The organism is Anaerobacillus sp. 1_MG-2023, from assembly GCF_030547345.1.
GTDB lineage: Bacteria > Bacillota > Bacilli > Bacillales > Guptibacillaceae > Guptibacillus > Guptibacillus hwajinpoensis_B.
The window spans coordinates 148,788-164,230 of record NZ_JAUORD010000004.1 but is presented as its reverse complement, the minus strand read 5'-3'; the positions used below and the strand labels follow the sequence as shown (position 1 = coordinate 164,230).

Here is a 15,443-nt window from a genome sequence, read left to right as displayed (position 1 = left end):
ACTATTTCAGGGAGGGATAAAGATATGAACATTTATGTCATTATGAAAAGAACGTTTGATACTGAAGAAAAAATCGTAATCGAAAATGGGAGAATTAGTGAAGAAGGCGTTGAATTTATTATTAATCCATACGATGAGTATGCCATTGAAGAAGCGATCCAACTTCGCGACGATCATGGCGGAGAAGTAACGGTTGTAAGCATTGGTGACGAAGAAGTTGAAAAAGAGTTAAGAACAGCTCTAGCGATGGGCGCAGACAAGGCCGTTCTCATAAATAATGAAGACATTGATGAGAGTGACCAGTATACGACGACTGCCCTTCTTGCTGCTTATTTTGAGGATAAGGAATATGACATTATCCTTGGCGGGAATGTTTCTAATGATAACAGCACTGGTCAGATTGGACCTCGTCTTGCTGAAAAACTTGGAATCGCTTACGTAACAACGATTACGAAGCTTGATATCGATGGAACAACAGCGACAATGGAACGTGATGTTGAAGGTGATATGGAAGTTGTTGAAGCACAGATGCCTTTACTTGTAACAGCACAGCAGGGACTCAACGAACCTCGTTATCCATCACTTCCAGGGATTATGAAGGCTAAGAAAAAGCCTCTGGAAGAAATCGACTACGACGATCTTGATATTGATGAAGACGAGATCGAAGCTAAAACGGAAACAATTGAAGTTTATTTGCCACCAAAGAAAGAAGCTGGCAAAGTACTTGAAGGTGAAATTGGAGATCAAGTGGAAGAATTAGTGAAATTACTTCGCCAGGAAGCGAAAGTTATATAGGAGGGAATCATCATGGCCAAAAAAGTACTCGTATTCGCAGAAGCTCGTGACAATGAATTACGAAATGTATCATTTGAAGCAATTGGTGCTGGGAAAGAAATCGCAGCCGGTGGTGAAGTGATTGCAGCAATTGCTGGTGAAAGTATTAGTTCTTTAACAGAGCAACTATTTCACTACGGAGCAGACCGTGTGATTAAAGTAGAAGATGAAAAGCTTAAAAACTATACAAGTGATGGATATGGGCAGGCATTTTTGCAAATCGTTCAGAGCGTCGATCCGGATGCTATTTTAATGCCCCATACGTCAATGGGCAAAGATCTAGCTCCACGTCTTGCAAGTAAGCTTGACGCTGGACTTGTCTCCGATGCTACAGGTATTGAACTTGATGGCGAAGATGTCGTATTTACACGTCCAATTTACTCTGGTAAAGCTTTTGAGAAGAAAAAAGTAAAAGAAGGCGTTATTCTTGCAACGATTCGTCCAAATAATATTTCTGCTCTTGAAATCGATGAATCACGCTCTGGTGAAGTCTTTGAAGAAACCATAGAAATAAAGGATCTTCGTACGATCGTGAAAGAAGTGGTCCGTAAATCTACATCAGGTGTTGACCTTTCAGAAGCAAAAGTGATTGTAGCCGGCGGGCGAGGCGTTAAAAGTGAAGAAGGATTTGAACCACTTCAAGAACTTGCGGATCTTCTCGGTGCTGCTGTAGGCGCGTCCCGCGGTGCTTGTGACGCTGACTATTGTGATTACTCCCTTCAGATTGGGCAAACAGGAAAAGTAGTTACACCTGATCTCTATATTGCTTGCGGTATTTCTGGTGCTATCCAACACTTAGCAGGAATGTCTAACTCGAAAGTGATTGTAGCAATTAATAAAGACCCTGAAGCAAGCATTTTCAATGTTGCAGATTATGGTATTGTTGGTGATCTCTTTGAGGTTGTACCATTACTTACACAGGAGTTTAAGAAAGTATTGCAAACAAGCTAAGAAAAAAAGCGAGCTTACCTAGCTCGCTTTTTGTATAGGGATATAACGATCTTATTTCATTATTACAGGATCGTTTTATTAATGATGAGATAGGGAATAATGAAATTAAGTCAAAAGAATGGAATCAGAAAGAGTATTAATGATATACTCATTTTGTGCCAATTGATATGAAATTAAATTGGCAGAGCACACTGAGGCAACCGGCCTTAACCTGGTAAACTCAAGTGATAATGTTTAAGGAGGAAGATACAGTATGGCTATCGTACACGCAACAGATCAAAGTTTCGCACAAGAAACAAGTGAAGGTCTCGTTCTTGCAGACTTCTGGGCACCATGGTGTGGTCCTTGTAAAATGATTGCTCCAGTACTAGAAGAGCTTGATTCTGAGATGAGCGACGTAAAAGTTGTAAAGCTTGACGTTGACGAAAATCAGGAAACAGCAAGTAAATTTGGGGTAATGAGTATCCCAACACTACTTGTATTCAAAAATGGTGAGGTAGTTGACCAGGTTGTCGGCTTCCAACCAAAAGAAGCACTTGCTCAGACGCTTTCTAAGCATCAATAATTAGTTAAGTTTCAAACACTCTGATCTATTTTAAGATCAGGGTGTTTTTTTATGTTATCTCCAAATGAAACGGTATTGACACTGATAATCGTTCTCGATATAATCATCATGGATATAAGACCTGACGAAAAGGAGTTTTACATAATGAAGAAATCGGCTATGCTATTCACTTCTATTACGCTTGCAGCTACGGTTCTTGCTGCTTGTGGTAATGATTCTGAAAATGCTACAAACACAGAAAACAATAGTTCTAAGCAAGAACAAACGAATTCTGATGATAAGTCTAGTGAGATGTCAATTGAAAGCGCTGCTACTACGAAACAAGTAGAAGCTTATCAGACGATTACTGATGAACTAAACAAAATGAAGGAAGATCAAGAAGTAGATTGGGAGTTAGTTGAAACTACCTACACGAGTGAACTAAAGAGCGCTGTGAATGAAATTGATAATGAGTTTGATACTTTTATCTCTACAGGAATTCAAGCTGGAAAATCTGGAGAGCTTGATAAGAATGTAGCTCGTCAGATCATTGATAAAGGGACACAGTCATACTTTTATCAAAAGCAAAAATCCCTTCAACAGGCAGTGATTGATGCGAAGGATGCTAACAAAGAAGATGAGGCTATGCTTCATTTTGAAGAAATACAGTTGCTAGCAGAAAAAGTATTTATTCCTACAGCAGAAAAACGCGACTCCTACTATGAACTTGATGGCGATTCAAGTATTGTTGAGAATATTAACAATGGTCTATCAGCGCAGAAACAGGCTCTTTCTGAAGGGGATATGGAAGATTTTGCTGTAACGAAGCAAGTAACGGATAAGTCCATTTATAAGAGCTACTACTTAGCTTCTAATTCCTATGCAGAAAAGATTGAGGAAGCAGTAAAGACTGGTGAAACAGATGAGTTACAAGTGATGCAAACAGAAGCTCTCGGTTTTTATCAAGCAATAAAAGGGTCACTCTCAGGCGGCAATGAAGAAGCGGCAGAGAAGTTAAGCGAATTATTCGATATAAGTAACGACCCAGAGGCAATAAAAGCTAATGAAGTAAACGATTTGTTCGCAAAAGCGTTTACCGGAAAAATCAAAGGATATCACGAGAAAGTAGCTGAGCTAGCTAAAGAAGATAAGCTTTCTGAAGGTAAAGAAGCTGCAATGGAAGCCAATGTATTCCTAAAAGCGATTGAAATGCCATTAATGGAGGCAATCGGCGAAGAGGAAACGGGTGGAGTCTATGAAGACGCACAAAGCTGGTTTGATGCCGTTGCTAGTGAGAATGCAGATGAAGCGCAAAAGCTAAGTGATCGCATTTTGACCGCACTAGAAAGTGTAGTAGAATAGCTTTAGATTGAAATGGCCGCTAAATGCGGCCATTTCTCTTGTAGGAAGGACTTATTTGAAACACTGAAAATATAGGAGTGCCTGAGATGAAAATAGTCATTACTGGCGGGGCAGGTTTTATAGGAAGTAGCCTTGCAAAGTCGCTTTTAAAAGCTGGTCACGATGTCTCAATCATTGACCATTTCTCTTCCTATTATGATATTCATCGAAAAGAAGAACATCTGGAAGAAGTGAAAATAGCAGGTCCAATTAAAGTTCACGTGTTTGATTTATTAGATCAGGAAAAAACGGATGCTCACTTCAGAGACCATTCTTACGATAAGGTGGTTCATCTTGCTGCACTTCCAGGAGTTCAATATTCATTAACACATCCACATGACTATATTGATCAAGATATCAAAGTAGTGGTAAATGTATTAAAAGCTGCGGGTGAAGCGGGAGTCCCCCATGTTTTATTTGGTTCTTCTTCATCAGTATACGGCAATCGTGAGAATGGCCCGGTGTTAGAATATGAGGCAAATGGCAAAGTGAAGTCTCCGTATGCAGCTGCTAAAGCTGGAGCAGAATCTTTTTGCCATGCGTATCAATCGCTTTACGGCTTTAAGTTAACGGTTTTACGATTTTTTACAGTGTATGGGCCATGGGGCCGTCCCGATATGGCGATTCCTCTATTTATTAATAAGTTAATAAAGGGGAAGGAAATCATTGTTTATGATCGTGACCAGTCTAGGGACTTTACGTATATTGATGACATAGTTACAGGTATAACATTAGCATTCGAACAAAAAGGAATATCAGAGATTTATAATCTCGGTTCGGGTACGCCGATTCAGCTTAATGAACTTATTACTTCGCTTGGTGTCTATTTTCCCGATGCGAAAATACTTGATGAAACGTTTCGTCCAGGGGATGTAAGGCATACATGGAGCGATATTAGTAAGGCTAGGGAAGAATTGGGATATACTCCGAAGGTGAAGTTTGAGGAAGGATTAAGAAGGACAATCGAATGGGCAAAAAAATATCACGCTTATTAAAGTGGTCATTTGGAATTGGCCTATTCATTTCATTTGTATTTCTTCTTTTTCAAGAATTTAATCTGTCGAGTCTTTTAGCTCTTACCTCTGAATTGCTAAGTGAACCATGGTGGTTAATCGCTATGATCACTGGATATACATGTTCTTTTTTATTACGTAGTTGGTGCTGGCGATTACTTGTTGATAAGAATATATCAATTAGGGTTTATTTAGCAGGGGTTTTTTATAGTCTCTTTTTTAACCATCTACTTCCTTTTAAAGGCGGAGAGGCTGTGCGTATGGGAGTGCTTGCGCAGAAACAAAAAGGGCGATGGGGAATCGCTATTCAATCAGTGCTCGTTCTAAGGTTAATTGACCTCTTCTGGTTAGGGGTTTTTTCAGTTATTGGGGCGGACCTGATGGGGATTGATATCAACCTGACCTTTTTCATAACCGCGCTAGTTATTTTTGGTGTTACCGTTGGTGGGCTGATTATCTATCTGAAAAAACATCACGCTGCTTCTTTTTTTTATAAGCAGTTAACAACCATGCAGACTCTTGTAAGTTCACCACATATGGTGCTTGTTCTAACGCTATCTTTTATAAGCTGGGTAGCTGAAGGAATCGTCGTTTTTAGCGTAGCGAGTCTTATTGGTCATCTATTTACATATTCAGATGCCATGTGGGTTACATCATTATCAGTCGGATCTGGTGTCTTTCAATTAGCTCCAGGTGGCTTTGCGACTTACGAAAGTGTGATGAGCTTTTCACTTAATCGGGTAGGTTTCAGATGGGAAGAAGCCCTTTCAATTGCGATTGTTACGCATGCATTTAAGTATATTTATTCTTTTGGCGCTGGATTAGTGGCGTTCTATCTTTATCCTCTTCGATTACAGGAGTTGAAGTCGTTTATGAATAAGAAAGGAGAAACCTCATGAAACAAGCTTCAGGCTTTGAAAAGATAGCAGCAAGATGCTGGAATCTATTAAATGAAGGTAAGCCATTTACACCAATCTTTGTTACAGGGACAATATTGTTATTTTACATTTCTCAATGGGCTTCTATAGAGTTCTGGGAGGCTTTCTTTGTTGGACTTGTCGTCGTATTGCCTCTTTTAGTACTCTACTACGTTTATGATTACCCATTATTTTTAAGAAATTATTTATGGATGCCTCTAATTGGGTACCTGCTGATTTTTGATTCATTTTCACTTCAAGTAGCCATGCTAGGTGTAGGTATCTATTTTTTCTTTACTGTCTTTTTCTGGGGAACATTCTATTACCATCTTCGAATTGGAACGAGCTGGCTTAACTTCACTCGTTTTTGGAAGTTAGTGCTTAAGAATAGTGATTCTACTAGTGGTAACGCGCAAGAACAACTTCCGAAGTTTTTATTAATTCTACCATTATGGGTGATGGTTATTGACTCTTCAGTAAAGAATGAAATGACTTTTGAATGGACGACTCTTGTTTTCTTTTATGCAGGAATTTGGTTATTTAGTTTTATTCTTCACCATTACTTATTTGACTGGAAGCCCGCAATTAAATCAGATTATACGAAAGCTGTACCACCTACGTCGACTAATGAGCGTGTCATTATGATTGTAATCGATGGAATGCGAAAAGAGCGATTCCAGGAAGCCAATACGCCTTTTCTTGATTCATTAAAGAAAAATGGGACAGAATACAGTCAAATGGAGACGGTATACCCTGCGCGTACAGTTGTTTGCTTCTCCTCGATGATGACAGGTACATATCCTCTGGAGCACGGTATTAAGTCCAATATGGTTTGGAATCTTGGAGTGAAAGTAGAGACGATCTTTGATTCGTTAAGAAAAGTTGGGAAGACAGGAAGGTTACTCGGTATTGCCCACCTTGTTGACGCTATGGGAGATGACGTAGATACTGTAACGGCAGTTATGAATAACGATGTGGCTGATACGAAAATTATGGAGGGGGCTCGTCAGATTATGTTAGATAAAAACCCTGACTTTTTCACTGTACAGCTTATTGGGACCGACCAAACTGGTCATGCGAGAGGAGTCTTGTATGATGATTACATTCAAAAAATTGAAGAAGCTGATAAATTAGTGGAAGATTACGTTGGTTTTCTTGAAGTGAATGGGTTTATGGAAAATACAACTCTCATTGTTTGTGCAGATCATGGACAAGCAGATGGCATTGGGGGACATGGTCATCTTGATGAAGGAGAACGATTTGTTCCATTTTTTATGAATGGGCCATTTATCGAAAAGGGGAAAATTGTAGAAGAAAGACATAGCCTTACTTCAGTAGCGCCAACCGTTGCTCATTTATTAGGTTCCCCAATCCCTTCACATAGTAGAGGAGCGATACTAGAAGAAGCGCTTCAGGATAGGAAGGAAGACATTATCAAATGAAACAGCATGTGATTGTTTTTTTACCCGCGCATAATGAAGAGCATGCCATTGGAGAAGTGATTAAGCAAATTCCCAGGAGTATTCATCCTTCTGTTCAGGTGAGCGTTCTTGTAATCGATGATGGCTCAACAGATCGAACAGTAGAAGTAGCCAAAAAGGCTGGAGCTAACTATATTTATTCTTTTGATAACAATCAAGGTCTTGGTGCCGCAGTTCGAAAGGGGCTTTCCTATTCAGTAGAATTAGGTGCTGACATAGGTGTGATGCTTGACGCGGATAATGAATACCCTGCCTGGCAATTAGCTGACCTCCTCGAACCTCTATTCAAAGGGGAGGCAGACTACGTGATGGGTTCTCGTTTTAAAGGTACGATTGATGGGATGCGACTTCATCGTCGTTTAGGCAATTATTGTTTTACATTTATTCAGTCCTTTCTTTTACAAAGGTGGATTTATGATGGTCAGTCTGGGATGAGAGTTTTCTCTAGACAAGCTATGGAGCATGGAGAAATCATTCATGACTACAACTATGCACAGGTCATTACTTTGAACCTTGTTCGAAAAGGATTTAGAGTTAAAGAAGTTCCAATTACGTACCAGGTTCGATCTACTGGTGAATCATATATTAAGTTTAAAGCGTATTTAACATCTGTATTACCTGCTATTTTGAAAGAAATGATGCGACCAGTTCAAAAGGTGGCGATTGACTATAGTGCGCATAAAATCTTGCCTGGACACACGACAAGTATGGTGGCAGAAAAGTCACACTAATTGCTGATCTGTTATTGACTTCAATGGTGATAATCATTATCATTATCAATGAGGAGGATATTTCAAATGATAAAACGTATTCTGTCATCAGCATTAATAATGACGCTAATTTGTATACTAGCAGTTCCTGATCTTGCCAGTGCATACTCTTATGGTGACCCTACCGAAGAGAAAGTAGCTGAAGCATACAGTGAAATGTCTGCAAAACTTAATGAATCTCCTCCGAACTTTGCAGAAGCGAATAAAATTTTTGCTTCCGTTAAAGATGAAATTCAATTACATATGGGTGACGATGCGGTTCAAGCTGTTCAAAATGAGCTAGACAACGAAGAGAAGGAAGCTGTGATAACGAATATGCAGCAAGTCCTGGTCTTAAATATATCACGTCGACTTGAAAACGCTGAAACAGATTTTGAAGAATATGATACAACTAGAAAACTAGTTGGCAAGGCAGATGCCACATATAAAACGCTCTCTCCCGTGGTGAAACAAACGAATCCAGAACTTGATGAAAAGATAAAGAATGAATTTGAGGTCTTGCTTGATTCGCTTGGTAACCCTGGCCTTTTCGGAGTGGGGGAGAAAGAATCAGATGAAGAGAAATACGCTGAAAGTAAGAAAGTTATACTTGATGGACTAAAAAATCATTTTGATATGAAATCAGTGGAAATTGGGCACTTTGGAGAAAGTGCAACTGAGGATGAAAGCGCTGGTAGTAAAAAAACAGATTGGACTGATCTCGGTCAGCTATCAAATTGGCTGCCAATCGTTATTCTCATCGTTGTGATTGCAGGAGTAGTGATTTACACAACAAGAAAACGCCGACGCTCCTAAAATCTTTGTTTACGGAAAGGGGAAAGTTTAATGGAAATTCAGGCATTACTGATCATGTTCAGGGAAGTACTTGAAGCGCTTCTCATAATTGGAATCATAACCACCTATATGAAACGAATGGGACAGTGCCAGTATAATAAATATGTCTGGTTAGGTGCTGGGCTTGCTGTTGTGGCAAGTGTAGGGGTAGCCATGTTGTTCCAGGTTGTTTTCACCGGGTTCGCAGCGATGGGAAGCGAGATTTACCTGAAAATTTCTATTATGCTAATCTCCGCCGTATTATTAACTCAAATGGTATTTTGGATGGCTTCGCATAGTCGTAATCTTAAAGGAAAGACAGAAGGAAAAATGACGGAATACATCACAACGGGGAACGTGATAGGCATGGTCATTCATTCTTTCCTCGTTGTTCTTCGTGAAGGTGTAGAAACGGTATTTTTCTTTGCTGCCATTACTGGTGGCGATATTGGTAAAGGATTTGAAGGATGGGGAGCGATTACTGGAATCTTGATTGCTTCCGCTGTATCGTACCTTTTCTTTAAGGGCACGATGCGTATTCCGCTTAAATCGTTCTTTAAGATTACTGGAATCTTTATTGTACTTATTGCCGGTGGGTTATTTGTACAGGGCATTTCGATGATGCAGGATATTAAACTAATTGGTAGCATAATGCCTCACGTATACGATCTTACATGGTTCTTGCCAGAACATCCAATTGACTACGCGCATTATGTTCGTGATCAAGGTGTGGCACCTCTTCTCTCAGGGGACATTGGAATTTTCTTTAAAGCGTTGTTCGGATACTCTTCAATGCCTTCTATTGAAGAAATCATCGCGTACGTTGGTTATTTTGCAGTGATTTATCTTCTTGTGAACTCAAAGAATGAACCTGTAAAATCAGAAGTGAAAGAACCGAGTAAAGCGATTTTTAAAGCGACAAACGAAATGAAACAATCAACAGTTAAATAAACTTCCAAAGTGCAAGGCGAAACTCTTCGCCTTGTACTTTTTTTCATCGGGAATATTTAAAAAGGATAGATCAATGTATGACCCATATCAAGAATTATAAAGGATGATTAGGATTGGATCGATCAGGTAGATACCTTATACGAGCTAGAAGCATTAAAATACTCATCTGGCTTATTTCAATGAGCAGTATCCTGTTGATTGCTTGGTGGAGAATCGCCTATGCAACTGAGTTACCACGTTCTTGGGATCAAGTCGATTTCTCACTCGCCCTAAATCGATTTGATTTATTCGCCATGCAACCTCACTTTCCTGGATATCCCTATTTTATTCTAGGTGGGATGTTGTTAAATGAATGGATAGGAAATCCCGTTGAGGCTTTAGCGTTATGGAATGGACTATTAATGTTACTTTCTATGTATCCAGTATATACGGTTAGTCGCTCTTTTCTTTCAAAAACACTTAGCATGGCATCAGTAGCTCTAATTCAATCAATAGTATTTGTCAATGTGTTAACCATTCAACCGATGAGCGAGGCGGCAGCGGTTGCTATTCTATGGTGGTACTTATGGAGCTTGCAAAAAGCATTTCATCGCGAACATTCATTCATGAGCATCGTTGTCGCTTCTTTTTTGTTTAGTTTACTTTTAGGAGTTCGTTTATCTTATTTACCTTTTGGTATTGGCCTTCTACTACTATTAATACAGAGAAAAAAGCAGCATAAGTCCATTAAATCCTATAGTTCATTTTTACTAACCCAGGTCGGTATAGCCGCTATCTTTCAATTAATTTGGGTAGGGGGTTTAGCTGTTTCTGAAGGTGGCGTAGCTGCATTTTTACAGCTAGCCTTTGGGTTTTCTGAAGGTCACTTTGAAGAGTGGGGTGGTACGGCGGTTTCAGCCTCAGCCCCACTTTTGGAACGAATATCACATCTGATATTGAATAACATAGTTTGGACAGGTCTTAGCGGTCAAGCGCTAACGATTTTACTACTATATCTAACCTTGTTTACGTTCATGATCTTCCAAGGGGTGAAAAATAGGGGGAGAACTTTACGAGAAATTTCATGGTTTGGCTGGGCATTTGTCGCTATGGCATTGAGCTATTTTCTATGGGCGCTATTGGCGCAAAACATCGATAAGCCAAGACATATCCTGCCTCTACCTGGGATCATAATGCTTGGCTTTCTCTGGATAGGATTAAGAAGACAGGGGAATAACTCTACAAAAATAATGCTTGGTTTAACCGTAATAATTAGCATACAATCAATTGTTTCCTATTCAACTATGAAAGAAGCCAACGATCCAGCAGCTGTTTATCAATTGATGGATTATGTAGAGCAATTTAACGAGCCAGTTATTGTGTATACTTGGGAAGAAACTAGGGTAATGTCCTATAATAAGGTGTCGTTTGAACACGAACAAATTTATACGTATTCAAACTTTCTATCTGATCTTCAATATTACGATGACCATCGCGTATTTTTAACAGGAAAGGTTCTCGATGGATTTAAGAAGCAAAATATATCGATGGATGGTCAAATCAAAAAGGTCAAAGAATTCCATTCCTCCATATTGTATGATCCTGTCTATCATGACATTGTTTTATATGAGTTCTTAAGATAATAGAAAATTGAGGTAATGTGTTACAATGAGAGGGGAACATAGATACGCCTTGAAAAGGAGTAGTGAGGTGAGGCAGCATGGAACAACATCTTAAAAATAAGCTAGCGATCCTTCCTGACCAGCCCGGGTGTTATTTAATGAAAGATCGCCAGGGAACGATTATTTATGTTGGGAAGGCAAAGGTGCTAAAAAATAGAGTCAGATCTTATTTTAGTGGATCACACGACGGAAAAACGCAGCGGCTTGTAAGTGAAATACGTGATTTTGAGTATATCGTAACCTCCACAAATCTTGAAGCTCTTATACTTGAACTTAATTTAATCAAAAAACATGATCCGAAATATAATGTGATGCTTAAAGATGATAAAAGCTATCCTTATATAAAAATAACGGCAGAAGAACAGCCCCGCTTAATTACGACACGTAAAATAAAAAAAGATAAAGGTAAGTATTTTGGACCATATCCGAATGCTTATGCAGCTAGTGCAACAAAGAAGCTTTTGGACAGACTATATCCTTTACGTAAATGTCGTAAAATGCCTGATCGCGTCTGTCTTTATTATCATATAGGCCAGTGTCTGGCTCCATGTGTCAACGACGTGTCTAAAGAGCAAAATAAAGAGATGATTGACGGGATTACGCGTTTTCTAAACGGAGGTCACCAGGAAGTTAAAGAAGACATAGAAAGAAAGATGACCACAGCATCTGAGAACATGGATTTCGAGCGAGCAAAAGAGTTTCGCGATTTAATGTTTCATATTGATAAAGTTATGGAAGTGCAAAAGATCCAATCTAACGATGGTATTGATCGGGATATTTTCGGTTATAGTTTCGACAAAGGATGGATGTGTGTTCAAGTTTTCTTTGTACGACAAGGGAAGTTAATTGAGAGAGATGTTTCTCTTTTTCCTTTCTATAATGATGCCGAAGAAGATTTTTTAACTTATATCGGTCAGTTCTATCTTCAACAAAATCATCCTAAGCCAAAAGAAGTACTGCTTCCTCAGGAGGTTAATGCTCAGATGGTAGAAGAACTTCTACAAATTCCTGTTCATCAGCCAAAACGAGGCAAGAAAAAAGAGCTTGTGGAGCTTACAATGAAGAACGCGACCATTGCCATTAATGAGAAATTTTCATTAATTGAACGCGACGAGAAAAGAACGATTGATGCTGTTGAAAACTTGGGAGAAAAGCTTAATATAGAAGCTCCACTTAGAATTGAAGCTTTTGATAACTCGAACATTCAGGGAACGAACCCTGTATCCGCTATGGTTGTTTTTCTTGATGGAAAGCCAAAGAAAAATGAGTATCGCAAGTACAAAATCAAAACTGTGGAAGGACCAAACGATGTAGGTTCTATGAAAGAGGTTGTGAGAAGAAGATATTCAAGAATGCTTAAGGAAAATGGTCCGCTTCCTGACTTAATTATTATTGACGGCGGAATAGCTCAAATACAGGCGTCACAGGATGTGCTCGAGAATGAGCTTGGTCTAGACATACCGGTTTGTTCGCTGACGAAAGATGAGAAACATAAAACGTCTCATCTTCTTATTGGTGATCCTCCAGAGGCTGTTTATCTACCAAGAAATAGTCAGGAATTCTACCTGTTGCAAAGGATTCAAGATGAAGTACACCGATTTGCGATTACGTTTCATCGACAGCTTCGAGGGAAATCGATGCTTAAGTCAAGTCTTGACGATATTCCCGGTATCGGAGAGAAGAGAAAAAAGAAGCTGCTAAATCATTTTGGATCGATTAAAAAGATGAAAGAAGCGAGCGTTGAAGACTTACACAACGCAGGACTACCAATGAATGTTGCAGAGGAAGTAATCGCTCGATTTGAAAGTCAATCAAACTAATTTGTAAGAACATGTTGCGGCATTCACGTAAGTTCGTTATAATGAGTGAAATTTAATAGTTCCACACTTCGAAAGTTGAAGTGATGGTAGAGGCGCAAAAACCAACAGTAAGCTTACTGAAGAGTGTTAAGACTCAGTGATAGGAGCTGAAAGGGGGATTTGCCGAAGTGGAAAGACGCTTATCCGTCTGAAGCTGGATCTGTATTGAATAAGTGCAGAGCTGTCATCCAATACCTACCCGGGAATTGGATGGAGAACTATCTCACAAAGGGACGTTTTCTTGGATTTGTTATGAAAACAACAGTGAGGTTTTTCTCATTGTTGTTTTTTTATACTTTAATAAACGCTTTACAGGTTTAAAGTATAAAAAAATGAAGGCTATCGCTATTTCAATCTGGTGAGTGGCCGAGTTTTTAATATCCATTTCGACTCTTAGTTAGTGAGTGTTTGTAACGTGCGATATTAACGCACTATGAGGGATAACGAGCTGCATGAAAGAAAGGATGGAGAGAGTGGGACTACGCGTATTGAAATTCGGAGGCACGTCTGTTGGAGATGTTGAGAAAATCAAAAATGTTTCCAAAAGGCTTATGGAAGCTGTAAATAATGGAGATGAGGTTGTTGCGGTTGTTTCAGCGATGGGCAAAACAACGGATGAGCTTTTAGGATTATCAAAAGGGATAACAGCTACACCGTCTGCAAGAGAGCTTGATATGCTTCTAACGACTGGAGAACAAGTGACAACAGCGCTTCTTTCAATGGCATTAAATGAAGAAGGGTACGATGCCATTTCATTGACTGGCTGGCAAGCAGGAATTAAAACAGAGTCGCTACACGGCAATGCAAGAATCCTCGATATTGATGCTTCACGTATGAATCAACACCTTGCTGAGGGAAAAATTGTGATAGTAGCAGGATTCCAGGGGCTAACTGATACGTATGACATCGCAACGCTAGGGCGAGGTGGTTCCGATACAACAGCTGTGGCGATTGCAGCAGCTCTTAAAGCGGATCGTTGTGAGATTTATACAGATGTAGATGGTGTGTATACGACAGATCCTCGATATGTGAAGGGTGCAAGAAAGCTTTCTACGATTTCTTATGATGAAATGCTTGAACTTGCTAACCTTGGGGCTGGTGTCTTACATCCTAGAGCGGTTGAGTTTGCAAAAAACTATAACATCTTGCTTGAGGTCCGCTCGAGCTTTACGAATGAACCTGGAACGCTAATTGAGGAGGTCGTATCAATGGAACAAAATTTGGTGGTTAGAGGTCTGGCTTTTGAAAGTAACGTAACGAAAATAACAATTTCGGGTTTGCCGAATGAGATTACAACACTTCCTTCCTTGTTCTCATCTCTTGCGGCAAATGGTATTAATGTAGATGTGATCATTCAAAGTACAGGAGAGAAAAATACAACGAGTATCTCATTTTCAATTGAAACTGCCTCTCTTGAATTAACTCTTGATGTGCTCCGTCGCATTAAAGTGAAACTTCCCTACGAACATATTTATCACGAATCAGAACTTGCTAAGGTATCGATAGTAGGATCAGGTATGATTTCTAACCCTGGTGTTGCGGCACAAATGTTTGAAGTGCTTGCTGAACACGGGGTAGAAATGAAGATGGTGAGTACATCAGAAATCAAAGTGTCAACGATCGTTCCAGAAGATAAAATGATTTATGCTATTGAGTCGCTACACGATAAATTTCAACTAGATGAAAGAACCCCTGTTAAACAAATGTAATCAAAAAGGAGACCACATGTGGTCTCCTTTTTATTCAATCTGATCTTTTGGGTCCCATTTTACTGTGAATTGAATTTCATTCTTTTTATCAGTTTCATAGGCTTCAGCGATGCAACGAAGCATATTTTGATATTGTTCAGCAAGAAAACCTGCTTCAAGTTGATAACAAGCATTTCGACTAGTACTTCTTCGCTCAGTGATAAGAGCTGACTGAAGATCAAACGTTACTTCATTCTTTTTTTCTTGTGCAATTGATAATTTACCCCATCCAGCACGCTGAAAAAAATCCTCGATCTCTTCTCGAGTGGAGAGCGGGAATTGCCTGGCCATTTCTTTTCCAGTCCAATATAAAACAGCCGGCTGTTCACTTCCAAGAAGTTCAGGAATAAGAACTTCTCTATAAAATTCATATCCAAAAGCAGTTGTTTCTATTTCATGACTATAATCAATCGAGTTTGTGCGCTTCTTAAACATAAATTCCTCCCAGCTTTTCTACAAAATAATTATAACGTTTTATCGACAAATCCTCCATAGAACCA

14 protein-coding genes and 1 riboswitch are annotated in these 15,443 nt (G+C 39.3%); of the genes, 13 read left to right on the top strand and 1 reads right to left on the bottom strand.

Going from position 1 to position 15,443, the window contains the following annotated elements; all coding sequences use genetic code 11:
* Positions 1 to 24: 24 nt before the first annotated feature.
* The 13 genes from Q4550_RS09350 to Q4550_RS09290 all read left to right on the top strand — a co-directional run bounded on the left by Q4550_RS09350 (position 25) and on the right by Q4550_RS09290 (position 14,904).
* On the top strand, positions 25 to 795 hold the full coding sequence (locus tag Q4550_RS09350) for an electron transfer flavoprotein subunit beta/FixA family protein (protein ID WP_303532084.1): 771 nt from the start codon (positions 25 to 27) through the stop codon (positions 793 to 795).
* Between the two features lie 12 nt (positions 796 to 807).
* Positions 808 to 1,785, top strand: a complete 978-nt coding sequence (locus tag Q4550_RS09345) for an electron transfer flavoprotein subunit alpha/FixB family protein (protein ID WP_303532082.1) — start codon at positions 808 to 810, stop codon at positions 1,783 to 1,785.
* A 253-nt stretch (positions 1,786 to 2,038) separates the two neighbouring features.
* Complete coding sequence (gene trxA / locus Q4550_RS09340) at positions 2,039 to 2,350, top strand: thioredoxin (protein WP_194219347.1); 312 nt, start codon at positions 2,039 to 2,041, stop codon at positions 2,348 to 2,350.
* 144 nt (positions 2,351 to 2,494) lie between these two features.
* A complete protein-coding gene (locus Q4550_RS09335; protein ID WP_303532078.1) occupies positions 2,495 to 3,691 on the top strand; it encodes a hypothetical protein in 1,197 nt (398 codons plus the stop codon).
* Positions 3,692 to 3,777: 86 nt separating this feature from the next.
* Positions 3,778 to 4,725, top strand: coding sequence for an NAD-dependent epimerase/dehydratase family protein (locus Q4550_RS09330; RefSeq protein ID WP_303532076.1), 948 nt, complete (start codon positions 3,778 to 3,780; stop codon positions 4,723 to 4,725).
* A complete protein-coding gene (locus tag Q4550_RS09325; RefSeq protein ID WP_303532073.1) occupies positions 4,698 to 5,642 on the top strand; it encodes a lysylphosphatidylglycerol synthase transmembrane domain-containing protein in 945 nt (314 codons plus the stop codon). The genes Q4550_RS09330 and Q4550_RS09325 overlap by 28 nt, the downstream gene beginning before the upstream one ends.
* On the top strand, positions 5,639 to 7,102 hold the full coding sequence (locus Q4550_RS09320; RefSeq protein WP_303532072.1) for an alkaline phosphatase family protein: 1,464 nt from the start codon (positions 5,639 to 5,641) through the stop codon (positions 7,100 to 7,102). Before Q4550_RS09325 ends, Q4550_RS09320 begins: the two co-directional genes overlap by 4 nt.
* On the top strand, positions 7,099 to 7,872 hold the full coding sequence (locus Q4550_RS09315; RefSeq protein ID WP_303532071.1) for a glycosyltransferase family 2 protein: 774 nt from the start codon (positions 7,099 to 7,101) through the stop codon (positions 7,870 to 7,872). The genes Q4550_RS09320 and Q4550_RS09315 overlap by 4 nt, the downstream gene beginning before the upstream one ends.
* Before the next feature lie 66 nt (positions 7,873 to 7,938).
* Complete coding sequence (locus Q4550_RS09310; protein WP_303532070.1) at positions 7,939 to 8,706, top strand: hypothetical protein; 768 nt, start codon at positions 7,939 to 7,941, stop codon at positions 8,704 to 8,706.
* A gap of 30 nt (positions 8,707 to 8,736) precedes the next feature.
* Positions 8,737 to 9,675: an FTR1 family iron permease gene (locus tag Q4550_RS09305; protein WP_303532069.1), complete on the top strand. Its 939-nt coding sequence runs from the start codon at positions 8,737 to 8,739 to the stop codon at positions 9,673 to 9,675.
* A 113-nt stretch (positions 9,676 to 9,788) separates the two neighbouring features.
* Positions 9,789 to 11,297 carry a glycosyltransferase family 39 protein gene (locus tag Q4550_RS09300; protein ID WP_303532067.1) on the top strand — a complete coding sequence of 503 codons (1,509 nt, stop codon included), beginning with the start codon at positions 9,789 to 9,791 and terminating at the stop codon, positions 11,295 to 11,297.
* A 77-nt stretch (positions 11,298 to 11,374) separates the two neighbouring features.
* Positions 11,375 to 13,156: an excinuclease ABC subunit UvrC gene (gene uvrC, locus Q4550_RS09295; protein ID WP_303532065.1), complete on the top strand. Its 1,782-nt coding sequence runs from the start codon at positions 11,375 to 11,377 to the stop codon at positions 13,154 to 13,156.
* A 79-nt stretch (positions 13,157 to 13,235) separates the two neighbouring features.
* A riboswitch (Lysine riboswitch) is annotated at positions 13,236 to 13,424 on the top strand.
* Between the two features lie 244 nt (positions 13,425 to 13,668).
* Entirely contained in the window at positions 13,669 to 14,904 is a 1,236-nt protein-coding gene (locus Q4550_RS09290) for an aspartate kinase (protein ID WP_303532063.1), read from the top strand.
* Between the two features lie 30 nt (positions 14,905 to 14,934).
* Here the strand turns inward: Q4550_RS09290 and Q4550_RS09285 are convergent, their stop codons facing one another.
* Positions 14,935 to 15,378, bottom strand: coding sequence for a YslB family protein (locus Q4550_RS09285; RefSeq protein WP_303532061.1), 444 nt, complete (start codon positions 15,376 to 15,378; stop codon positions 14,935 to 14,937).
* Positions 15,379 to 15,443: the final 65 nt, after the last annotated feature.

Coding starts and splice junctions, on each gene's coding strand:
- Q4550_RS09305 (WP_303532069.1), top strand. CDS start 8,737: ATGGAAATTCAGGCATTACTGATCATGTTCAGGGAAGTACTTGAAGCG.
- Q4550_RS09285 (WP_303532061.1), bottom strand. CDS start 15,378: ATGTTTAAGAAGCGCACAAACTCGATTGATTATAGTCATGAAATAGAA.
- Q4550_RS09325 (WP_303532073.1), top strand. CDS start 4,698: ATGGGCAAAAAAATATCACGCTTATTAAAGTGGTCATTTGGAATTGGC.
- trxA (WP_194219347.1), top strand. CDS start 2,039: ATGGCTATCGTACACGCAACAGATCAAAGTTTCGCACAAGAAACAAGT.
- Q4550_RS09335 (WP_303532078.1), top strand. CDS start 2,495: ATGAAGAAATCGGCTATGCTATTCACTTCTATTACGCTTGCAGCTACG.
- Q4550_RS09350 (WP_303532084.1), top strand. CDS start 25: ATGAACATTTATGTCATTATGAAAAGAACGTTTGATACTGAAGAAAAA.
- Q4550_RS09345 (WP_303532082.1), top strand. CDS start 808: ATGGCCAAAAAAGTACTCGTATTCGCAGAAGCTCGTGACAATGAATTA.
- Q4550_RS09330 (WP_303532076.1), top strand. CDS start 3,778: ATGAAAATAGTCATTACTGGCGGGGCAGGTTTTATAGGAAGTAGCCTT.
- Q4550_RS09320 (WP_303532072.1), top strand. CDS start 5,639: ATGAAACAAGCTTCAGGCTTTGAAAAGATAGCAGCAAGATGCTGGAAT.
- uvrC (WP_303532065.1), top strand. CDS start 11,375: ATGGAACAACATCTTAAAAATAAGCTAGCGATCCTTCCTGACCAGCCC.
- Q4550_RS09310 (WP_303532070.1), top strand. CDS start 7,939: ATGATAAAACGTATTCTGTCATCAGCATTAATAATGACGCTAATTTGT.
- Q4550_RS09315 (WP_303532071.1), top strand. CDS start 7,099: ATGAAACAGCATGTGATTGTTTTTTTACCCGCGCATAATGAAGAGCAT.